The sequence below is a fragment of the Acinetobacter nosocomialis genome (assembly GCF_041021905.1).
GTDB lineage: Bacteria > Pseudomonadota > Gammaproteobacteria > Pseudomonadales > Moraxellaceae > Acinetobacter > Acinetobacter nosocomialis.
Genome location: NZ_CP157432.1, coordinates 3,059,734 through 3,083,427, shown reverse-complemented (window position 1 = coordinate 3,083,427; position 23,694 = coordinate 3,059,734). Strand labels below are relative to the sequence as shown.

The window sequence follows — 23,694 nt, the reverse complement described above, 5'->3', positions numbered from 1 at the left end:
GGAGTAGCGACTATGTTTGACCAGATTGTTAAGCTCTCGATTAAGAATCGTTGGCTTGTACTTATCGTATTTTTATTTGTTGGTGCATTAGGGGTTTATAACTATTTCAAGTTACCGATTGATGCAGTCCCTGATATTACGAATGTACAAGTCCAGATTAATAGTGAAGCTCAAGGACTCTCTCCAATGGAGATGGAGTCTCAAGTGACCTATCCCATTGAAACTGCTTTGGCAGGTATTCCAAATTTAGACTATACACGCTCCGTATCTCGATATGGTCTATCTCAAGTAACGGCAATTTTCAAAGAAGGGACGGATATTTATTTTGCCCGACAATTAGTCAATGAGAAGCTACAAGGAGTGACACCAAATCTTCCCGTTGGAATTGCAACTTCTATGGGGCCTGTTTCTACAGGACTTGGCGAAATCTTCATGTATACCGTTGAAAATGCCAAGAACAATCCTAATCCACTTTCACCAACGGAATTACGCACCTTACAAGACTGGGTGATTAAACCTCAGCTTCGAAATGTAGAGGGTGTTAATGAAATCAATACCATTGGTGGTTATCTCAAACAATTTGTAGTTCAACCTGATTATGCTTATTTACGTAGCATAGGGCTGGATCAGAAGACAATTTTAGAGGCTATCTCTAAGAACAGCATGAATAAAGGCTCGGGGTATATTGAGAAAAATGGTGAACAGTATTTAATTCGTTCTGATTCTCAAATTAACTCGATTGAGCAAGTCCAGAATATCCCGATTACGACGAGCAATGGTTATATCCTCAGATTGAAAGATGTTGCCAAAATATCTATTGGTCACGAATTACGTACAGGTGCTGCAACTAAAGATGGGCAAGAAATTGTACTGGGTACAGCATTCATGCTTATTGGTGAGAACTCACGAAATGTTGCTCACGCTGTTGATCAAAAGCTACAACAGGTTCAAAAATCATTACCAGAAGGTGTGGAAGCAAAAGCTGTCTATAACCGTACAACTTTGGTTGATGCAACGATACAGACGGTGAAAAAGAATCTTTTAGAAGGTGCGATTCTGGTAATCGTTGTTCTGTTTGTATTTCTTGGTCACTTCCGTGCTGCGCTGATTACCGCTTTGGTCATTCCTTTATCCATGCTGATGACAATCACAGGTATGGTGAACCAGAAAATTAGTGCAAACCTTATGAGTCTTGGGGCACTAGATTTCGGGATTATTGTAGATGGTGCTGTTGTAATTGTTGAGGCCTCCTTAGCAAAGTTGGCAATTAAACAAAAAGAGCTTGGGCGAGTTTTAACAAGGCAAGAACGCTTTACGACTGTGTTTGAGGCGACTAAAGAATCCCGCAAAGCGATTCTCTATGGTCAATTGATCATTATCTTGGTGTATCTACCTGTAATGACTCTGACTGGTGTTGAAGGAAAGATGTTTACACCAATGGCTGCAACAGTGGTTATGGCTTTAGTGGCAGCAATGATTCTTTCAATTACGTTTGTCCCTGCAATGGTGGCATTGGTCACTACTGGTGAAATTAAAGAAGAAGAGTCAAAAATCGTCCATGGCATCAAAAGATTTTATAACCCAATTCTAGATTGGTCTTTAAATCACAGATATTTGCTAATCGCTTTTGTCTCTATTTTCTTTGTTTTTAGTGCAAGTCTTTCGACTCGTTTAGGCTCAGAGTTTATACCTTCCTTGGATGAGGGAGATGTAGCACTACATGCCTTGCGTATCCCTGGTACGTCGTTGACTCAAGCAATTGAAATGCAATACACGTTAGAAAAAGAGATTAAGAAAATTCCAGAAGTTCAGACTATTTTTGCCAAAGTGGGGACTGCTGAAATTGCGACTGATCCTGTTCCACCTAACGTAGCAGATAACTTTGTCATGCTGAAACCTCGTAGTCAGTGGCCTAATCCTGATAAGGAAAAGTCTGCGGTTGTTGCTGAAATTGAACGCGTATCTAAAGGCGTATATGGAAACAATTATGAGTTTACACAGCCGATTCAAATGCGTTTTAACGAACTTATTTCAGGTGTCCGAACAGATGTTGCCGTAAAAATTTATGGTGATGATTTAGAGCAGTTGCTTGAATCAGCAAACGCTGCCGCTAAGATTTTAGAGGGAGTCAAAGGTACTGCTGATCTTAAAGTCGAACAGATGTCTGGTTTACCCATGGTTTCTGTTGAGCTGAAAAAAGACATGATTGCCAACTATGGGCTTGATGCAGAGGATGTACAAAAACAGGTTTCTAGCCTAATCACAGGTGAGACAGTAGGTAAGGTGTTTGAAGGAGATCGAAAGTTCGACATTGTGGTACGTATGGATCAAAACTCGGTAACAGATCTAGAAAAGCTGTATCAGATTCCTGTGAGCTTAGCTGATGGTTCGAGTGTTCTTTTATCAGAATTGATCGAGTTAAAAAACGTTCAAGGACCAAACCAGATTTCTCGCGAAAATGGTAAACGGCGTATCGTCATTACAGCAAATGTTCGTGGAACTGATATTGGTAGTTACATTTCAGAAGCACAATCTAAGCTGAATGCTGATTTTAAATTACCAGATGGTTATTGGCTGACTTGGGGCGGTACGTTTGAGCAAATGGAATCTGCTTCAAATCGTCTTATGGTTGTAGTACCGATTGCTTTAATTCTGATCTTTGCCATGATCTATATGGCTTTAGGTAATGTTAGAAACAGTATCTTGGTATTCACAGGTGTGCCATTTGCACTAACAGGTGGTGTGATTGCTTTAGCACTACGTGATATTCCATTCTCAATTTCTGCGGCTGTGGGTTTCATTGCCTTATCGGGTGTTGCTGTGCTGAATGGTTTGGTTCTTGTTTCAGCCATTCAGCGACTTAGAGTTCAAGGTGAAAGTGTCATTGATGCAGTGAAACATGGTGCAATGGAAAGACTCCGTCCCGTGTTGATTACAGCTTTAGTCGCTTCATTAGGTTTTATTCCGATGGCCTTAAACGTAGGCATTGGCTCTGAAGTTCAGCGCCCAATTGCAACTGTTGTTATTGGTGGGATTATTTCATCAACCTTACTGACTTTGATTATTTTGCCAACCTTATATGTGTGGTTTAACCAAGGTAGGTCAAGAAAATCAAACGAAGCTGCTAAACAGGTTGTTTAGGGGCATCTTTAATGACAAATATATTGCGAGATAAACAAAACAAATTTGTGATGATGTTGCTAGTCTGCATGATCAGTCTCGCTTTATGTTTGCACTTTAAAGAGCATGTAACTGAAAATGAATTTCAGAGACACGTTTCAATTGATGCAATTAACTCTCACCATCATGAGATAAGCCAACAACATTCACATAGTCACCAAGATAATTACTATGAACATTTTGTTGGCTATGACGTACTTAAATCGGCCGCTTTAGCTCATCTCTTAAAAGGGATTTCGATTTTAGATTGGTCAAAAGAATATGTTTATCTGATGGTGAGTCGTATTTTTAAACCGCCCAAAAAGTTAATGGATTTTCAATTCATTTTAAATTTTGGAGTTTGATATACATGCAAATTATTGCTTCACACATTGTGAAATTAAGTGCTTACATAAAGCTATTACTTGCTTTATTCATTACATTGGTAAGCCCTACACTTTTTGCTCATGGAGTAGCGGAAGGTGATAAGGGCTATATTCAAGAAATTTATGGCATTCATGTGATTCCATTCATCTATTTGGGTGCGAAGCATATGGTCACTGGATATGACCATTTACTATTTCTTGTTGGCATTATCTTCTTCTTATACCGAATGAAAGATATCGGCTTGTACGTCAGCCTATTTGCACTTGGGCATTCGATTACGATGCTGGTGGGTGTTTATTACAATATCTCGATAAACGCCTACATCATTGATGCAATCATTGGTTTTTCGATTGTTTATAAGGCTCTAGATAACTTGGGGGCTTATCAGCGTTGGTTTGGTTTTCAACCAAACACGAAAATCGCGACTTTAATTTTTGGTCTGATTCATGGTTTTGGACTCGCAGTAAAAATTCAGGAATATGAAGTTCCGAGTGATGGACTGTTGGCAAATTTAATCTCATTCAATATTGGGGTTGAATTAGGCCAGTTTATGGCTCTGTGCATCATCTTGTTATTAATGACGTTTTGGAGAAAGACACCTTATTTCTTTAAAACAGCTTATCAAAGCAATGTCTTCCTCATGTTCCTCGGTTTTTTACTTGTTGGCTATCAACTTACTGGCTTCATTACTCAATAAGGATCTAAATTATGTATAACGCTGAAATTCCAAAAGATATCGAATTACCTTCATCAAAAAAGTTAATTAAATCAACAGCAATTGCTGCCGTAAGTGCCGTTATTGTGCTAGTTACCTGTGTCATGCCTGCGGAGTATGCAATTGATCCGACAGGTATGGGTAAAGTGCTTGGTTTAACGAAAATGGGAGAAATCAAACAATCACTAACTGAAGAGTCAGAAAATGGTATCAATGCTGCACAGGCAGTGAATAGTGTTGAACAAATATCAGTAGAAACTTCGACTCAAACGGCAACTGATAATGCTCAAATGATTATGCCTGCTATTAATAAAGAGAGCATTAGTATTGAGCTTAAACCGGGCCAAGCAACCGAAGTGAAACTGACGATGCCACAAAGTGCAAGTGTCAACTTTGACTGGAAAGCTGTTGGAGGTGGTCTTAATTATGATACCCATGGTGATCCAGTGAACGCTCCTAAAGGGTTCTATCATGGCTATGGAAAAGGAAAGAATGAAACAACTCAGCAGGGTGTCTTAAAGGCAGCTTTTGATGGCAAGCATGGTTGGTTCTGGCGTAACCGTACGGAAAATCCAGTGACTGTAACTCTACTTGTAGAAGGGCAGTTTAGTGAAATGAAGAAAGTCTTTTAAGTTTTGATCAATCTCCTTGGAATAATATTCCAAGGAGATTCAATTGCTAAAGAAGTCAGGTTCTAAAAGGAATCCATAAGATGCTAGAAGTACTAAAAAACACAACATATCGGCATTTGTTTTTGGCCCAAGTAATAGCGCTAATCGGAACGGGGTTAATCACAATCGCCCTAGCTTTACAGGCGTACGATATTGCAAAGGGGGAAGCAGCCCAAGTTCTTGGTATTGCATTGGCAATTAAGATGATTGCTTATATCGGTGTAGCGCCTATAGCATCTGCATTTGCTGAGCGATTACCAAGAAAAAAAGTATTGGTTGGGCTAGATGTTATTCGAGCATTAACAGCATTGTGTCTACCGTTTGTGACACAAATTTGGCAAATTTATATTCTCATTTTTATTTTGCAATCTGCTTCTGCTGCATTTACACCAACATTTCAGGCAATGATTCCAGATGTTTTACCTGAAGAAAAAGACTATACCAATGCGCTATCATTATCACGATTGGCCTATGATTTAGAAAATATTATTAGTCCGATGCTCGCGGCATTTTTATTAACTTTGATGAGTTATCACAACTTATTTTTGGGAACGGTATTAGGTTTTATCGGTTCTGCTTTGTTTGTGGTAAGTGCGAAATTACCAGTTGCCAAAGTACCTGCGTTTAGAGGTGTTTATAGCCGTATTAAGCAGGGAGCTAAAATTTATTTTAATACGCCTAGACTTAAAGCATTGCTTGCTCTCAATTTAGCAATTGCGTCAGCAAGCGCTGTAGTGATTGTAAATACCGTGGTATTGGTTCAATCGACATTTAAGCTAACTGAAAATGCGACTACTTGGGCTTTTGGTTTATTTGGATTTGGTTCAATGCTTTCGGCTTTCATTTTGCCTAAGATATTGGATAAGTTCCCAGATCGATCAGTGATGTTGACGGGAACAACAATTCTTGTAATTGGGCTGTTAAGTGGTTATTTCATTACATCTTATAATGGTTTGCTTGTACTTTGGTTTGTGCTTGGTATTGGATATTCTGTTTCACAAACACCTACAGGCCGTTTGATTCGAAAATCTGCATCGAGTGAGAGTAGGACCTCTCTATTCGCAGCGCAATTTGCGTTTTCACATGCTTGCTGGTTAGTGACTTATCCCTTGGTTGGATGGCTCACTACTAACATAGGAACATTACAAACTTTTATACCGATGGCAGTGATTGCAACGATTTCTTTATTACTTGCAATGCGTTTGTGGCCATCACAGGATGAGGCTCTTTTACCCCACAGTCATGATGATTTACCTCCAGATCATGAGCATTTGCAGCAGCATCGAATCAATGGAGTACACGTCCATGAATATATTATTGATGACTATCATGAAAAGTGGCCTAAATAACTCTTTTTCGACTAATGACTTAGAAAGATTCCGTTTGTTTGTTGTACAATTATAAGCTTATTTTATTGTTCAATAAAAAAAGGGGAACAACATGAAAAAACTAATCTTGGTATGTTTAATGGGGCTTGCGGTAACAAATGCTTTTGCTCATTCAGGTGGTACTGATTCTTCAGGCTGCCACACGAATAGCAAGACAGGGGATCGTCACTGCCATTAATAATAAAAATGAGTAGAACATTTTGTTCTACTCATTTTGAATAACGATCTAATAATAATAAGTACTGTTTCATTTCTTCTTCATCAAAATTTTGATCCCCTTTCAATACATGTTCTCTTAAATGTTGTTCAAGAAGTTGCTGCATTAACCCATTAACAGCACCTTTAATTGCTGCAACTTGTTGTAATACTTCAAGACAAGAGCTTTCAGGTGTTAATAATGACTTTTCAACAGAAGTAACCTGTCCTTGAATCCGCTTGATGCGATTAAGTATTTTTTTATCTTGATGCAAATGAGACATGATTTTTCCTAAAAAAAATATATACTGGGGGGAGTATCTTGGAAAGATAAAATTTATGCAACTTCATAGTAACTTAGATCGTCGTCATTCTCATCAATTCGATGAAGGAAATCCTTTAGCACAAAAGAAAATACTGATTGCGACAATTCTTACAGCAATCATGATGGTACTAGAGATATTGGGGGGATGGATTTTTAATTCGATGGCCTTACTCGCAGATGGCTGGCATATGAGTTCACATATGGTTGCTCTCGGCTTAGCTTATTTCGCATATCGAATGGCCCGACATTATGCTCATGATCAGCGATTTAGTTTTGGTACTTGGAAAATTGAGATTCTAGCAGGGTACAGTAGTGCTATTTTACTTATGGTTGTAGCACTTTTAATGGGTATTCAATCTATCGATCGATTAATGAATCCCGTGAATATTCATTACAATGAGGCAATACCAATTGCAATTGTTGGTTTATTGGTAAACTTGGTTTGTGCATGGTTATTACATGACGGAGGCCACCACCATCACCACGAGCATGATCATCACCATGAACACGACCACCACCACGATCATCATGACTTAAATCAAAAGGCGGCGTTTCTGCATGTAGTAGCTGATGCGGTTACTTCTGTATTGGCAATTGTTGCATTGTTTGCGGGGAAATATTTTGGTTGGAGTTTCTTAGATGCACTATTAGGTGTAGTTGGAGCTATTCTTGTCGCTAAATGGTCATGGGGATTATTAAATGAGACAGGAAAGACACTACTCGATGCAGAAATGTCTCACCCTGTGGTTGATGAAATCAAAGAGGTTATAGAGGAATTTCCTCAAGTTAATATTACTGATTTACATGTTTGGAAAGTTGGTAGAGGCAAGTTTTCTTGCATCTTGGCTTTAGAGAGTACAGGTGTAGATTTAACACCAGATGTAGTGAAACAGGCACTCTCTATCCATGAAGAAATTGTGCATGCAAGTGTTGAAATACATTTTATTTGAATTATTGAATGGTTAGAGGTGGATCAGGAAATTTGAACAACACTTATAAGTGATATTTTGCTCCCCAAATGATGTTATAAACATCAATATATGGAGTATTTTATGGCACGTAGACCAAGAAGAAATCATTCAAATGATTTTAAAGCTAAGGTAGCACTTGCTGCGATTAAAGCAGAAAAAACACTTGCTGAATTGAGTGCTGAATTTGATGTTCATCAAAACCAAATTATCGACTGGAAAAATCAACTGATTTCAGCTTCCTCGCAAGCTTTCGATCAATCAAAAGCTCCAACAGAACCACCCATCGATCTAAAAAAACTACATGCAAAAATCGGTGAGCAGGCATTAGAAATTGATTTTTTAGAAGGTGTGTTGAAGAAACTGGGCCGCTTCAACCACAAAAGTTAATCGATGACTCACTTCAGATTTCAGTATCTAAGCAAGCTCAGCTGCTGAAAGTCTCCCGTGGTTGTTATTACTATCGCCCAAAACCTGTGAGTGCATCAGATCTGAAGCTGATGCGCTGTATGGATGAGTTACATATGCAATACCCTTTTGCAGGTAGCCGTATGATGCGTGATTTGTTGAATCGTCAAGGACATCATATAGGACGACGTCATACACGTACTTTAATGAAGAAAATGGGCATTAATGCGTTATATTGCAAACCAAATTTAAGCCAGGCTAATCAAGCTCACCGCAAATATCCATATCTGCTCAAAGGATTGGCTATTCAGCGCAGTAATCAAGTGTGGTCTACGGATATAACGTATATCCCTATGGCAAAAGGCTTTGTTTATTTATGTGCTGTGATTGATTGGCATAGCCGCAAGGTACTTGCGCATAGAGTATCGATTAGTATGGAGGTTACATTTTGCATAGAAACATTAAATGAAGCTATTGAAAAATATGGTCGACCTGAAATATTTAATACAGACCAAGGCAGTCAGTTTACCAGTGATGCATTTATTGATGTATTGAAATCAAATGACATCCAAATCAGCATGGATGGTAAAGGTCGATGGGTTGATAATGTGATGGTTGAACGATTATGGCGGAGCGTTAAATATGAAGAGGTGTATCTCAAAGCCTACAGCAATGTTTTGGATGCGAAGAAGCAATTAAACGCATATTTTGAATTTTATAATTTGAAACGACCTCATTCGAGTCTGGACAAAATGACTCCAGATGAGTTTTACTATGACCAGCTACCACAACAAAATAAGGTAGCTTAACTAGAGCAGAGTATCACTTATAAATAAGCTTTTAGTTGTTCAAACATGTGGGACCACCTCTTATTTAAAAAAAGGAAAGAAGATGAAAATTAAGTTTTTAACAGTTTCATTGATGCTTATTCTGCCATTTTCTGTTTTTGCAGCAAATACTGTAGTAGAAAAAGCGGTCATTGAATCAAATAATACATATAAGGCGAAGTATAACTTAGAGGATATGACTGAGTTTAATCAGGCTCAAAAGGGCTTTATTGCCAAGCCAACAGGTCAAATTAAAAGTGAGAAAGGCAATGTTATCTGGGATTTTGATGCATTTAGTTTTTTACAAGATCAAGCACCAAATACCGTTAATCCCACTCTATGGCGACAAGCAAAATTAAACAACAATGTTGGGCTATTTAAAGTAACAGATCGAGTTTGGCAAATTCGTGGTTTTGATTTGGCAAATATGACCATCATTCAGGGTGATACTGGCTGGATTATTGTGGATACATTAACCTCTAAAGAAACGGCTGAAGCAGCACTTAAATTTGCTAGACAGCATTTAGGTGAGCAAAAAATTTCAGCCATTATCTTTACCCATAGCCATATCGATCATTTTGGTGGTGCATTAGGCGTTCTTTCTAGCGAAGAAATTAACGCTAGAAAAACTCCAATTATTGCGCCAAAAGGCTTTATGGAAGAAGCGACCAGTGAAAATGTGATGGCAGGTTCAGCCATGATACGTCGTGCGACTTATATGTATGGAACTTTTCTACCTAAAAATGCGGAAGGATTGGTGGATACAGGTTTAGGTAAGGCTGTTGCTGTGGGAAAAATGGGCATCCTTGAGCCTACACAACTGATCACTCAACCAGAACAGAAAATGACGGTTGATGGCTTGGATTTTGTGTTTTATAACGTGCCGGGTTCAGAAGCACCAGCAGAATTAACGTTCTCTATCCCATCATTGAAACTTTATAACGGCGCAGAAATTCTATCTCATACCATGCATAATCTTTATACCCTTCGGGGTGCTAAAGTCCGTGATGCCTTAAAATGGGTGGGCTATCTAGACCAAGCAATGCAGCATGCCAAAGCATCCGATGTATTGATTGCACAGCATCATTGGCCTGTCTGGGGCAATGACAATATTCAAGATTTTATTAAAACCCAGCGAGATGTTTATAAGTTCACGCATGATCAGACGGTGAGATATATGAACTCTGGTTTTAATGGCGCTGAAATTGCCGAAAAAATTAAGCTTCCAGCGGCACTTGATCAAAAACTATATGCTCATGGCTATTATGGAACCCTAAAACATAATGTAAAAGCAGTATACCAATATTATATGGGATGGTTCGATGCCCATCCTTCCAATTTAGATCCATTACCCCCTAAAGCTGTTGCAAAAAAATATATTGAGTTAGCAGGTGGGGAGAACAATGCATTGAAAAATGCGCGGGATGCCTACGCTCAAGCTGACTATAGATGGGCTGCCGAGATTTTAAAACATATTGTGTTGAATAACCCTCAAAACCAACAAGCAAAAGACTTATTGGCGAATACTTATCGTCAATTGGGCTATGCTGCTGAGGCTTCAACTTGGCGTAATTTCTTTTTGGTGGGCGCTCAAGAGCTACAAAATAATGTACCCCTACAAAATACTTCTGATCCGAGTGATTTATTGATTCATACACCAACTGAAAGATTTCTTGAAGCTATGGCGACAAATTTAGATGTGGAAAATTTAAAAAATGAAAACCAGTGTATCAATCTGGTTTTGTCGGATACCAAAGAGCATTTTTCATTATGGGTTGAAAACTCAGTCATGCAGTTTAAGCGTTATGATGAAAGTAAAGATTTGGCATTGGATTGCCCTACATTAACCTTAACCAAGCCCTTATATCTAAAAATGATTACAGGTCAAATAGAAGGGGTAAAAGTCCTGCTTTCTAAAGACAGTAAAGTCAAAGGTAATCCACTGAAAATTGGAAAATTCTTTGCAATGTTTAAACGTCCAGATTCAATTTTCCCGATTGTGACTCGACCAAATGGCTAAGCTCAAATAAGTAAAGTCGAAACTTAAATTAATAGATCCAAAGAAATGGGTGAAATTATCAACTTGGTTCTCCCAATCTTATAACAGGAATACAAGAAATTATTTCTTGTATTCCTCTTTAAAATTAAAAGTAAGCTATATGTATTTTAACTCTATTGATACTTTATTAAATGGTTTTTGAATTTTTATACTTTATTTTCGATGGAGATATTTTTATTAGTAGCTTGTTTAAAAAAGATTTGTTTATTTTTCTATTAATTGCTTCTAAATAATAACTTCAATATTTTTGTGGTTAAAAGGCAAGGGGGTATTATGATGTGTTTTTTATTGAAAATAAGCTTTTATATTAGGTTAACTTGATTGCACTATTTGATGATTATATTGAGTAAATATATAGGTCATGATGATCATATCAATATCCGATAGTTTAAGAGCTCAATATTTGTTTTGCCAAGCTTATATTTTAGAGGTGGATCAGGAAATTTGAACAACACTTATAAGTGATATTTTGCTCCCCAAATGATGTTATAAACATCAATATATGGAGTATTTTATGGCACGTAGACCAAGAAGAAATCATTCAAATGATTTTAAAGCTAAGGTAGCACTTGCTGCGATTAAAGCAGAAAAAACACTTGCTGAATTGAGTGCTGAATTTGATGTTCATCAAAACCAAATTATCGACTGGAAAAATCAACTGATTTCAGCTTCCTCGCAAGCTTTCGATCAATCAAAAGCTCCAACAGAACCACCCATCGATCTAAAAAAACTACATGCAAAAATCGGTGAGCAGGCATTAGAAATTGATTTTTTAGAAGGTGTGTTGAAGAAACTGGGCCGCTTCAACCACAAAAGTTAATCGATGACTCACTTCAGATTTCAGTATCTAAGCAAGCTCAGCTGCTGAAAGTCTCCCGTGGTTGTTATTACTATCGCCCAAAACCTGTGAGTGCATCAGATCTGAAGCTGATGCGCTGTATGGATGAGTTACATATGCAATACCCTTTTGCAGGTAGCCGTATGATGCGTGATTTGTTGAATCGTCAAGGACATCATATAGGACGACGTCATACACGTACTTTAATGAAGAAAATGGGCATTAATGCGTTATATTGCAAACCAAATTTAAGCCAGGCTAATCAAGCTCACCGCAAATATCCATATCTGCTCAAAGGATTGGCTATTCAGCGCAGTAATCAAGTGTGGTCTACGGATATAACGTATATCCCTATGGCAAAAGGCTTTGTTTATTTATGTGCTGTGATTGATTGGCATAGCCGCAAGGTACTTGCGCATAGAGTATCGATTAGTATGGAGGTTACATTTTGCATAGAAACATTAAATGAAGCTATTGAAAAATATGGTCGACCTGAAATATTTAATACAGACCAAGGCAGTCAGTTTACCAGTGATGCATTTATTGATGTATTGAAATCAAATGGCATTCAAATCAGTATGGATGGTAAAGGTCGATGGGTTGATAATGTGATGGTTGAACGATTATGGCGGAGCGTTAAATATGAAGAGGTGTATCTCAAAGCCTACAGCAATGTTTTGGATGCGAAGAAGCAATTAAACGCATATTTTGAATTTTATAATTTGAAACGACCTCATTCGAGTCTGGACAAAATGACTCCAGATGAGTTTTACTATGACCAGCTACCACAACAAAATAAGGTAGCTTAACTAGAGCAGAGTATCACTTATAAATAAGCTTTTAGTTGTTCAAACATGTGGGACCACCTCTGTTTTAGTTGGACAAATAAGTCCAACTAAAACATTTTTATATAGTTATAAGTGATTAGCCGCTTATCCCGAAAAAGTGAAGAATAATTCCTATAGCGCAGCAACCAGCTAAAGTAGTCATCATTCCAAGTTTGAAACGGAATAAAGCAAGCATAGCTATGATTGATAACATTAGTGACCATGGGTTAATGCTGGATAAAACTGGAACTTGTAAAACCATTCCATATTTATGAATTACATTAACTTCAGCAAATAATGTATGTAATGCAAACCACACTGATAGATTAAGGATCACTCCAACAACAGCTGCTGTAATTGTCGAAAGTATGGCATTTAAAGCCTTATTATTTCTTAATGCTTCAATATATGGAGCACCAATAAAAATGAATAGAAAAGAGGGTACAAATGTTACCCATTTCGCTAATATACCTCCAAGAGTACCAGCCAAGGCAGGATTCAATGATCCTGGGTCTCGATACGCTGCCATAAAGCCTACAAACTGAACTACACTAATCAGGGGGCCAGGGGTGGTTTCAGCCATACCAAGTCCGATCAGCATTTCACTAGGTTTAAGCCAATGGAAGTTTTCGACGGCTTGCTGTGCAACATAAGATAAAATTGCATAAGCACCACCAAACGTAAGTACGGACATTTTGCTGAAGAATAGAGCGATATGCGTATAAACATTATCTTTGCCCATTAAAGTAATAAAAGCTATAAGTGGGCCGAGCCATAAGACCAAACCAATGAGAGTAATTTTTAGAGCTCTTGTATGGGAAGGTTGTACATGCTCTGGGATCTGCTTAGCAAAAGCAGCATCAATAGCTGCTAATGAAGCATTAGAGCTATTAGCGTCAGAATGAGATGAGGAGGCGTTAAATGCTTTACTTCCACTTTTATTTCCGATGTAACCGATAAGCGCAGCAACTAAAATAATAAATGGAAAAGGCAAAGCAAAGATAAAGATGCCGATAAATGACAAGATAGCGACAATGACCATCACCTTGTTTTTTAAGGCTCGACGACCTACACGCATGACAGCTTCAAGAACTACTGCAAGTACGGCTGCTTTTAATCCAAAGAATAATGCTTGAACAATACTAATCTGACCATAACTTGCATAAATCCAGCTTAGTATTCCTAATGCAAGTAGACCCGGTAAAATAAAGAGAGTACCCGCAACGAGTCCGCCACGTGTTCGGTGTAATAACCAACCTATGTATACAGCCAACTTATGTGCTTCAGGACCAGGAACAAGTGTACAGTAATTTAAGGCATGTAAAAAACGCGTTTCACTAATCCATTGTTTCTCTTCAACTAAAATTTTATGCATTACTGCGATTTGCCCCGCAGGTCCACCAAAGCTAAGCGCAGCTACTTTAAGCCATACCCAAAAAGCTTCACGAAATGAAACACCATGAAGTTCATGTGGGGGAATGCTTTCAGCTAAAGCAGTGGAATCTTCATTTGTATTCATTGCTATTTCACCTAAATTTTTGAAATTTAAAAAGTATTTGATGCGTTTAATCATTCAGTACAGAGCTATTTTTATTAAAGCTAGACAATAGGCCATTAAAGATTGCATTTGATGCGACTAATAATTGGTCATCATCTGTAATGTTTTCATGTATTCCTGCAAAGACGGTTTCTATGCCTGAAGCTTCGGGTGGCTCAATCCCGCCAATATCAAGATAGTGGACAATCTCTGCAATTTTTTTCAAAGCAGGTGTTTCTAAATTAAAACTATGTAAAAGAACTTCGAAGGTAACCCAGTGATTGATATGACTGAAAGCTGCACCATCAAAATCGAATCCTAAAGCTTCTTCTGGACATTCACTTGGTGTTTCTAACCAAATAAATGTAGGAGTTGAATCAATAAAAGTCTTGATTAGCCATGCAGAGGCTAGACGATCAATCCAAGGTCTCTTACGAGTTGCCCATATTTTGTTTTGATAACTATTTTTATCTAGAAGTTGAATATGTGCTTGTATTGCTTGAGGCTCATTCACTTCACCAAGTCGAGCTATTGAAAGCTCTAAAGCAGAAAGTTCATTTAGTACCTGTGCTTGAGTCTCATCGGGGTAATAGTCAATTTCTACGAGTGCATCGATACTTTTTCTTAATTTACGGATTTGCTTGAGCAGCTCTTTCTTTTCATCTTTAGATTGACGATCTCTTAACTCAGAGAGTTGTTTATAGAGGACATCGTATTCTTCTTTTCGACTGAAGAAAGGAGCTAATTCAAGGTTTAAAGGCTGCTCCGCATGGAATACATACGCAGAGCCTTGCTCTGAAATAACGTCACTTGCAATAGGATCAAATTTCTCGCTATGAGAAATGGGAAGTAAATACACACCATCTCTAAGGATTGCGGCTCCACTTGCTTTAAGAGAACGCCATACTCTCATACGTGTAGATGTGTTCTGTGTAGGCAAAGAGGATATGAGTAAAGATATTTTCATGTTGTATACTCAACTTATTTGTTAAATATATAACATTAATTTGGCTTGGATACAAATATGAAGAATCGATTTCTTATATCAAAAGAAATATTAAAGGGCGGAAATGGCTAAAGAAGAATTTTTTAAGTTTTTGATTTTATATAAATTATTTGGTTTTATTGTTTCAATATACATCAATATTTGTGAATTCAGTATTACTCATCACAAAAAAAATTGTTTTAGTTATAATTAAATTATTGATTGTAAAGTGTCTAAATTGTAGGGTGTTCAAAAGTTGACTGAGAATTAGGTTATTTGTAAATCTCAGTCAAAATTTTAATTTTTAGAAGGCGCTTATCGATTTAAGATAACATCAGCTAATTGATGGGCAATTTCCTCAATACTATTTACAGAAGTATTTAAGGCGACTTTATCGGCTAAATTCGGACTATAATCTAAAACGTCATTTTTAGTAATTTTGTGCCAAATCGGTAAAATCATTTTATGGCCATTCATTTCTCGAGCTACTAAGCCATCAAGTTCATAGTTGGTCCAGTCTTTCTTAATAAAGTCAGTTGAAAGAACAACGGTACCGTATTTAGAGTTTCGGAGACCACTATCAATTTTTTGACGTAAACTGTCCCCAACTTTTAACGTGAATTCATCGTACCAAACGTTTACTCCAAGTTGCTGTAATGTCTCTGCAAGCGGTCTGACAAAATCTTCTTTATCTTCTGAAGCGTGTGAAATAAACAAATCATATTCTGGTTCCGTCTCAGGTATTGTATTGTTGTAAGATGATATTGAAACATCAGTAATATATTGGGTAGAAGCTTTAATAGCATCAATTTCACGTTTCAGCTTCTTTTGATGTTCAATTTCGTCTTTCTGCTGTTTTTTAGTCAGGACCTCTAATTTTTTTCTTTCCAGTATTTCTTCTTTTATAAGGTTCTGCTTTTCTTTCAGCAGCTTATTATCAATATCAATCTTTTTCTTTTGTAAGTCTGAAAGTTTTGATTGTATACGAGCGTTTTCTTGTTCTTTCCTACTAATTTCTGATAACTTTGTTTTTAATGTAGAGGGGCTAGTTGTCTTCCCGATAGAATTTTGAATTTGTAAAATTTTAGAAATTATATCAGCTCCCTTTTTCTGCTCTAAGCTCATTCGATGAGTAATATCTGCTAACTCCTTATTTAACCTTGTTATGGTACTGCTTATAGTTTGTATTGACATGTTGGCTCTATGATAAATATAAAGGGTAAGATTATTATTTGGTTAGGCGAAATACAAGGTTTATGTGTTACATCACTCTGTAAGCGTAGAGCAGTGCTCTGCCCAATCTGCCATTAATTCTTTACGTTTATCTAGATAATCTCCACGCAAGTAAGAAGCTTCAACTTTATCTGGTAGTTTGTGCGCTAATACATGTTCACAGACTTCACGCGCATAATTAGTTTTTTCCGCAGACCAGTCACGAAAAGTAGACCGAAAGCCATGTGTGGTAATTATACGATTCTGTTTTGGATCAATATAGCCTAAGCCATTTTTTAGTTCTTGTTCATGCATACGCTTGATTAGTGTAGTCAATGGCATGTCGGAAAGCATTTCACCACTACGTGGGGCGGGGAATATAAAATCTTCTAATTGAATATATTCTCGAATGAACTCTTAATTGAGGTAAAATTACATGAACTGTCTTAGAATGGGTAGTTTAAGATGATTTGTAATTTACAATCATTAGCTTACTAAGCAAGAATAGTGTCAGGTGAATGAAATATAAACAAATGATTGGTTGAAATTTTATTGTAGTAAAAATAACAGTAAAAAACTAAAATTAAATTATTTTTTGTATGTTTATCAGTGGTTTGGTTGTTTAATTTGACTAACACCGCTTCCGCCAAAATTCTTAAAAGCCCTTGTTAATGACAAGGGCTTTTTTTTATGTCTATAAATTACTTAAAAAATTATATTGCTCTGTTTCATAAATTTCTAAGTATGATCTCTCCTGTGCGTGGGTTAGTTAAAGTCACATTTTCTAGCGCCTGAATACACCAAGAGTTATTTTGCTTAACAAGGACGGTGAGAAGAAGGGTATCAATTTGATGGGGACCCTGAGGATGAGCTAAGCCTGCGGTTAGACGACTCCAAAAATGTGAAATACAGATATCATTAGTTAAAGAGGTGACGTCTATGAGCTCATTCTCTAGTGTTGAATCGCTATAAATGGTTTCATGAATAGGCTGGTGAAGAGCAATAATTTCATTAATGCCTTTAACGTAATGACCGAAACGATTAACAAAAGTCGCATCTTGATGAAAAAGCGCTGCAAAGGCCTTCATATCATGATTATTCCAAGTGGCTTGAAATGCTAGGGGAATGTCTTCTGGGTTTATTATGTGTTGACTCATATGATCCCTACTATTTAAGTTCTTAAGTCTATTTTCAATGTATTATAAATGAAGGGACTTCGACCTGCTTAAACGTAACAGCAGCTCTCATTCTTCATATGTTTGAGATTCTATATAAACAAACAATACTTGCAGCGCAAAATATGGAGTGTTCCCTCATAACTAAACGATATTAAATATATGTAAGCTTGAGTTAAGCAATCGCAAAGGTTTTTTAGAAAAATACAGATAAAAAGAGGTGGTCCCACATGTTTGAACAACTAAAAGCTTATTTATAAGTGATACTCTGCTCTAGTTAAGCTACCTTATTTTGTTGTGGTAGCTGGTCATAGTAAAACTCATCTGGAGTCATTTTGTCCAGACTCGAATGAGGTCGTTTCAAATTATAAAATTCAAAATATGCGTTTAATTGCTTCTTCGCATCCAAAACATTGCTGTAGGCTTTGAGATACACCTCTTCATATTTAACGCTCCGCCATAATCGTTCAACCATCACATTATCAACCCATCGACCTTTACCATCCATACTGATTTGAATGCCATTTGATTTCAATACATCAATAAATGCATCACTGGTAAACTGACTGCCTTGGTCTGTATTAAATATTTCAGGTCGACCATATTTTTCAATAGCTTCATTTAATGTTTCTATGCAAAATGTAACCTCCATACTAATCGATACTCTATGCGCAAGTACCTTGCGGCTATGCCAATCAATCACAGCACATAAATAAACAAAGCCTTTTGCCATAGGGATATACGTTATATCCGTAGACCACACTTGATTACTGCGCTGAATAGCCAATCCTTTGAGCAGATATGGATATTTGCGGTGAGCTTGATTAGCCTGGCTTAAATTTGGTTTGCAATATAACGCATTAATGCCCATTTTCTTCATTAAAGTACGTGTATGACGTCGTCCTATATGATGTCCTTGACGATTCAACAAATCACGCATCATACGGCTACCTGCAAAAGGGTATTGCATATGTAACTCATCCATACAGCGCATCAGCTTCAGATCTGATGCACTCACAGGTTTTGGGCGATAGTAATAACAACCACGGGAGACTTTCAGCAGCTGAGCTTGCTTAGATACTGAAATCTGAAGTGAGTCATCGATTAACTTTTGTGGTTGAAGCGGCCCAGTTTCTTCAACACACCTTCTAAAAAATCAATTTCTAATGCCTGCTCACCGATTTTTGCATGTAGTTTTTTTAGATCGATGGGTGGTTCTGTTGGAGCTTTTGATTGATCGAAAGCTTGCGAGGAAGCTGAAATCAGTTGATTTTTCCAGTCGATAATTTGGTTTTGATGAACATCAAATTCAGCACTCAATTCAGCAAGTGTTTTTTCTGCTTTAATCGCAGCAAGTGCTACCTTAGCTTTAAAATCATTTGAATGATTTCTTCTTGGTCTACGTGCCATAAAATACTCCATATATTGATGTTTATAACATCATTTGGGGAGCAAAATATCACTTATAAGTGTTGTTCAAATTTCCTGATCCACCTCTAAAATATAAGATAAATAGAAATGACTCATAATGACTTTAATATATTGTTAATAACTAAATACCCTCTAAAAATTTAAATAGAATTTTCCATTTTTAGGACTTTTTAAATGTTCACAATGAATCAATTAAGTTTAAAATATGGAGAATTTGTATATCGGATAGCATTTATTAGTTTTATTAAAATTAGAGTTATATAAATCTTGTGAATTATAGGTTTTTACTTGGCTGTTTTTGTACGTTTTTCATCCTGATTAGTGTGGTGAAATTAAAATATTGTAGCTAAGAGCTTAATTTTTTTAGAAAAAATGAGCCTAAACAATCGGAATTTATATATTATTAAATAGACTTTAAAACTAAAACTTTAATCTTGATTTAAGTTCAATTATTTAATTTATGACATATCTTGATTTCTTTAATGGGTCACAAAAACAAACATGACTTCATTTGAGCCAAATCAGAAAATTAAAGAGAGTATAAAAATGAACCAGTTTGTAACAAACACGAATAATATTATTCGTGGAAAGTATCATCCGGAATTTTTGCAGCATGAAGTCTTGGCCGATATTTTTGTCCATACTGCACAAACTCTTCCTGATAAGACGGCTTTAATTGAAGCAGATAAAACGTTGAGTTATGGTGAGTTATATCAGCAAGCTTTAATCATGGCTCAGCATTTGACGATAAGAGGGGTAAAACCAGGTCATATTGTTGGGTTATGGTTGCCTCGTGGTATTGAGCTTTTAAAAGCTCAGTTGGCAATTTGTTTAAGTGGTGCAGCATGGCTTCCATTCGATATGGATACGCCGGCTGACCGTATAGCAGTTTGCCTTGAAGATGCCGAAGCTGTAGGAATGATTACTACAGATGAATGGTATGCACATTTAGATGAAGTACCACAAACAAAGTGGACCAATACTGAATTGCAAAAGCCGCTCAGTGAAAATATTCCTTTAGCTAAAACGACCCCAGAACAACCTGCGTATATCATTTATACATCCGGTTCAACAGGTAAGCCGAAAGGGATCGTGATTACCCAAAGAAATATTTGCCACTTTTTACGTAGTGAAAATAATGTTTTGGGTATTGAAGAGCAAGATAAAGTCTATCAAGGCTTTTCTGTTGCTTTTGACATGTCGTTTGAAGAGATCTGGCTTTCTTACTTGGTTGGTGCAACATTGTGGATTGCACCTAAGTCACTTGTGAGTGACCCTGAACGTTTATGCCAAACATTAAAGCAAGAAAACATTACGGTATTGCATGCTGTACCGACATTACTTGCTTTATTCCCAGAAGATGTACCTAACTTAAGAATTATTAACTTAGGTGGGGAAATGTGCCCGGATTCACTAGTTGACCGTTGGGCATTGCCTCATCACAAAATGTTTAATACGTATGGTCCAACTGAGACTACGGTTACAGCAAGTCTTGAGGCATTGGAGCGTGGCAAACTCGTTACGATTGGTAAGCCTTTACCAAACTATGGCATGTTGGTCATAAACGCTGAAAGAGAATTACTACCCCAAGGTGAAACAGGTGAGCTCTGTATTTTCGGGCCAAGTGTGGCAGAAGGATATTTAGGCAGACCTGATTTAACGGCTGATAAGTTTATTCAAAACCCTTGGGCAGAAGGTCCAGATGAACAATCGCTCTATCGTACTGGTGACTTGGCTAAAATTGATGAATTTGGACAAGTACATTGCTTGGGACGTGCCGACGATCAGGTAAAAATTCGTGGTTTCCGTGTTGAACTCGGTGAGATCGAAGCTGCGCTTTGCGATATTGAAGGTATTGGTACTGCGGCAGTTATTCTTCGTCCTGAAGACGGTATTGACCAGCTCATTGCGTTTATTGCACCAGAAATTGATGCAAAGAAAGCAATCGAAATTAAAGAGATTCGCCATAATCTCAGCCAACGATTACCACCTTATATGGTGCCAAACCGTTTTGAGATTATTGAAGAAGTTCCGCGTTTATTGTCAGGAAAAATTGACCGTAAGGCTTTAAAAGCACGACCACTCACCAGTGTGATTGATCGAAGTGAATCTGACCAACCACAGAACCTGGCCGAAGAAGTTTTATTTGGAATTTTAAATCGCTTGTTTCCAAACATGCCGATTAAACTCGACTCAGATTTCTTTGATGACCTAGGTGGGCATTCACTGCTAGCGGCGGTTTTAATTTCGAACCTACGTGAACATCCGGAATATAGCCACTTAACTATTCAAAACTTATATCAAGCGAGAAGGGTTGGGGCAATTGCTGCACTCATGCTAGAGCAACCAACGCCTACTGTATTTGATAGCCAGATTGGACAAGATAACCCTCGTAACCAAACTTATAAGTGGTTATGTGGTATTGCTCAGTTTATTACTATTCCAGTTTTAATCTCGATTAATATCTTGCAGTGGTTAGCGCCATTCTTTACCTATCATTATTTTACCGGTGGAACACGAGATAGTATTCCAAATGCAATCGCGATGTCTTTATTGGTTTATATCAGCGTAATTATTGCCAGTTTTGTGGTTTCAATTACGGTAAAACGATTATTAATGACAGGCGTTGGTGCAGGGCAATATCCATTATGGGGATTAACTTATTTCCGTTGGTGGTTAGCAGACCGTATTAGCAATATTTCACCAGTCTATCTTTTGTCAGGTTCAACTTTACTTAACTTATATTTGAAAGCGCTTGGTGCGAAAATCGGCCATGACGTAACGATTAGTTCAGTACATATTCGTATGCCATCTTTACTTACTGTTGAAGATGGGGTGAGCATTGGTTCTCAAGTAAACTTGGAAAATGCCAAAGTCGAACATGGTCACTTGGTATTAGGCTCAATTCACTTAAAAGAAGATAGTTATGTGGGTTCTTATGCTGTATTAGAAGAAAATACAGTGTTAGAAAAACAAGCTCATGTAAATGCCTTAACCTCAATTGAATATGACACAGTGGTACCAGCCGGAGAAATTTGGGATGGTACACCTGCGAAGAAAATTGGGCATGTGGACGAACACGCTAAATTGCCAGAGCGTCCAAAATTATCGTTTATTCGTAAAATTGCTGAATATGCATATTATGGAATTAGCGCATTAATTATTGCCTGTCTGTTCTTTATTCCAATTTTCCCAAGCTTCCTTTTGGTCGACTGGTTAGATGCAAACGTCTTTAATATTAGTACCAACGACCATTTGCAAATCGCACTTTACTATTTCATTTTAGCGATTCCAGCTAGTGCAATGATGATGATGATTACTGCTGTTATTTCTTCAGTCATTCGTAAAATTGCATTGCCTCGTCTTGAAACTGGAACCTATGCGGTTCATGGCGGCACGTATTATCGTAAATGGTTTGCGTCTCAAATCTTGGAAACAAGCTTACAAACTTTACATGGCTTGTTTGCGACCATTTATGCGCCAACATGGTTCCGTATGCTCGGTGCAAAAGTAGGTAAAAATACCGAAATTTCTACCGCAAACGGTGTTATTCCAGAAATGCTGACTTTGGGTGAAGAAAGCTTTATTGCCGATGCTGTGATGCTAGGTGATGAAGAAATCAAAGGCGGCTGGATGACATTAAAATCGACCAAAATTGGTAACCGTAGTTTTGTCGGAAACAGTGCTTATATTGCTGATGGTACCGTGTTACCAGACAACGTCTTAATTGGCGTGCAATCTAAATCACCAGATAACCGTGAACTGTATGATGGACAAACTTGGTTTGGTTCTCCACCATTGTTATTACCTGCACGTGAAGCTGCTGAGAAATATCCAGATCATTTAACATTCTTGCCAAGTATCAAGCGCCGTTTAATGCGTGGTTTTATTGAAGGCCTTCGTGTTGTATTACCTGCCGCTCTTGCGATTGGTGTGGGTTATATGATTGTGCTTGAGATTATTGATGTTATTAACAAATACAACATTCCAACTGGTTTGTTGGCTTTAACGCTTGCTGGTTTGCTCTATGGTGTAGGCTGCTTCGTTATTGTTGCATTGTTGAAGTGGATTTTGATTGGTCGTTATCAACCACGTTCAGCTCCAATGTGGACCATGTTTGTATGGTTAAGTGAAGGGATCACGAGCTTATATGAGTCAGTTGCGATTCCTAACTTCTTAAACTACTTGAGAGGAACGCCAATGCTGCCATTCTTCTTGCGTATTTTAGGTGTTCGCATTGGTAAAGATGTTTATATGGATACGGCTGATATTACAGAATTTGACTGTGTAAGCATCGGTGACCGTGCTGAGTTTAATAGCTTCTCGGGCCCACAAACTCACTTGTTTGAAGACCGTATTATGAAAATCGGGCAAGTGAATATCGGTAACGATGTTGTGGTAAATACACGCAGTATTATTTTGTATAATGCCAACGTAAGCAACCATGCTGTGTTAGGTCCATTAACATTGGTCATGAAAGGTGAAAACATTCCGGCTAAATCTGCTTGGATTGGTTCACCAGCCGTTCCTTGGGTTCATAAATAATTAAGTATTAAGTTAATAAAAAGCCTCTATAAATAGAGGCTT

Annotated in this window: 17 protein-coding genes and 1 pseudogene; 11 read left to right on the top strand and 7 right to left on the bottom strand. The window is 37.5% G+C overall.

The annotated features are described in order from the left end of the window. Positions 1–12 precede the first annotated feature (12 nt). The 6 genes from ABLC00_RS14365 to ABLC00_RS14340 all read left to right on the top strand — a co-directional run bounded on the left by ABLC00_RS14365 (position 13) and on the right by ABLC00_RS14340 (position 6,498). Complete coding sequence (locus ABLC00_RS14365; protein WP_000460236.1) at positions 13–3,141, top strand: efflux RND transporter permease subunit; 3,129 nt, start codon at positions 13–15, stop codon at positions 3,139–3,141. 11 nt (positions 3,142–3,152) lie between these two features. Further along, positions 3,153–3,524: a hypothetical protein gene (locus ABLC00_RS14360; RefSeq protein ID WP_000181823.1), complete on the top strand. Its 372-nt coding sequence runs from the start codon at positions 3,153–3,155 to the stop codon at positions 3,522–3,524. A 5-nt stretch (positions 3,525–3,529) separates the two neighbouring features. Then, a complete protein-coding gene (locus ABLC00_RS14355; RefSeq protein WP_001165581.1) occupies positions 3,530–4,243 on the top strand; it encodes a HupE/UreJ family protein in 714 nt (237 codons plus the stop codon). 11 nt (positions 4,244–4,254) lie between these two features. Then, on the top strand, positions 4,255–4,893 hold the full coding sequence (locus tag ABLC00_RS14350) for a hypothetical protein (RefSeq protein WP_000282061.1): 639 nt from the start codon (positions 4,255–4,257) through the stop codon (positions 4,891–4,893). Between the two features lie 80 nt (positions 4,894–4,973). Then, positions 4,974–6,281, top strand: a complete 1,308-nt coding sequence (locus ABLC00_RS14345) for an MFS transporter (protein WP_000895211.1) — start codon at positions 4,974–4,976, stop codon at positions 6,279–6,281. A gap of 91 nt (positions 6,282–6,372) precedes the next feature. Further along, positions 6,373–6,498 carry a YHYH domain-containing protein gene (locus ABLC00_RS14340; RefSeq protein WP_000733641.1) on the top strand — a complete coding sequence of 42 codons (126 nt, stop codon included), beginning with the start codon at positions 6,373–6,375 and terminating at the stop codon, positions 6,496–6,498. A 31-nt stretch (positions 6,499–6,529) separates the two neighbouring features. Here ABLC00_RS14340 and ABLC00_RS14335 read toward each other — a convergent pair whose 3' ends face one another. Continuing rightward, positions 6,530–6,799 (bottom strand): metal/formaldehyde-sensitive transcriptional repressor, encoded by a 270-nt coding sequence (locus ABLC00_RS14335; protein WP_000018740.1) that lies wholly within the window; start codon positions 6,797–6,799, stop codon positions 6,530–6,532. Positions 6,800–6,854: 55 nt separating this feature from the next. On the opposite strand from ABLC00_RS14335, the gene dmeF reads away from it, so the two are divergent. The 4 genes from dmeF to ABLC00_RS14315 all read left to right on the top strand — a co-directional run bounded on the left by dmeF (position 6,855) and on the right by ABLC00_RS14315 (position 12,749). Beyond that, entirely contained in the window at positions 6,855–7,790 is a 936-nt protein-coding gene (gene dmeF / locus ABLC00_RS14330; protein ID WP_001175951.1) for a CDF family Co(II)/Ni(II) efflux transporter DmeF, read from the top strand. Positions 7,791–7,892: 102 nt separating this feature from the next. Then, positions 7,893–9,025 (top strand): IS3 family transposase gene (locus tag ABLC00_RS14325; protein WP_225367773.1). Its coding sequence is split into 2 segments (ribosomal slippage): positions 7,893–8,145 and positions 8,145–9,025, totalling 1,134 coding nucleotides; the frame shifts between segments, so codons are not numbered across the junction. Positions 9,026–9,107: 82 nt separating this feature from the next. Continuing rightward, positions 9,108–11,063, top strand: a complete 1,956-nt coding sequence (locus ABLC00_RS14320) for an alkyl/aryl-sulfatase (RefSeq protein ID WP_000693745.1) — start codon at positions 9,108–9,110, stop codon at positions 11,061–11,063. Positions 11,064–11,616: 553 nt separating this feature from the next. Further along, positions 11,617–12,749, top strand: a protein-coding gene (locus ABLC00_RS14315; RefSeq protein ID WP_223235881.1) for an IS3 family transposase whose coding sequence is annotated in 2 segments (ribosomal slippage) — positions 11,617–11,869 and positions 11,869–12,749 — 1,134 coding nt in all. Because the reading frame shifts where the segments join, the coding sequence is not laid out codon by codon here. Positions 12,750–12,864: 115 nt separating this feature from the next. Here the strand turns inward: ABLC00_RS14315 and chrA are convergent. From chrA to ABLC00_RS14285, 6 genes and pseudogenes are all read right to left on the bottom strand, one after another. Beyond that, on the bottom strand, positions 12,865–14,286 hold the full coding sequence (chrA, locus tag ABLC00_RS14310; RefSeq protein WP_002040866.1) for a chromate efflux transporter: 1,422 nt from the start codon (positions 14,284–14,286) through the stop codon (positions 12,865–12,867). 46 nt (positions 14,287–14,332) lie between these two features. Next, positions 14,333–15,271: a chromate resistance protein ChrB domain-containing protein gene (locus ABLC00_RS14305; protein WP_002065076.1), complete on the bottom strand. Its 939-nt coding sequence runs from the start codon at positions 15,269–15,271 to the stop codon at positions 14,333–14,335. Positions 15,272–15,604: 333 nt separating this feature from the next. Further along, the gene (locus ABLC00_RS14300) at positions 15,605–16,483 is read right to left on the bottom strand and encodes a TIR domain-containing protein (protein ID WP_000027438.1); all 879 of its coding nucleotides are present in this window, start codon (positions 16,481–16,483) and stop codon (positions 15,605–15,607) included. Positions 16,484–16,555: 72 nt separating this feature from the next. After that, positions 16,556–16,843, bottom strand: a complete 288-nt coding sequence (locus tag ABLC00_RS14295; protein ID WP_001131666.1) for a hypothetical protein — start codon at positions 16,841–16,843, stop codon at positions 16,556–16,558. Positions 16,844–17,229: 386 nt separating this feature from the next. Next, positions 17,230–17,749, bottom strand: a pseudogene (locus ABLC00_RS14290) (SgcJ/EcaC family oxidoreductase). Positions 17,750–17,953: 204 nt separating this feature from the next. Continuing rightward, positions 17,954–19,086, bottom strand: a protein-coding gene (locus tag ABLC00_RS14285) for an IS3 family transposase (RefSeq protein WP_223235881.1) whose coding sequence is annotated in 2 segments (ribosomal slippage) — positions 17,954–18,834 and positions 18,834–19,086 — 1,134 coding nt in all. Because the reading frame shifts where the segments join, the coding sequence is not laid out codon by codon here. 567 nt (positions 19,087–19,653) lie between these two features. Between ABLC00_RS14285 and posA the strand changes: the two genes are divergently transcribed. Beyond that, positions 19,654–23,652, top strand: a complete 3,999-nt coding sequence (posA, locus tag ABLC00_RS14280) for a delta-poly-L-ornithine synthetase PosA (protein WP_348941295.1) — start codon at positions 19,654–19,656, stop codon at positions 23,650–23,652. Positions 23,653–23,694 lie beyond the last annotated feature (42 nt).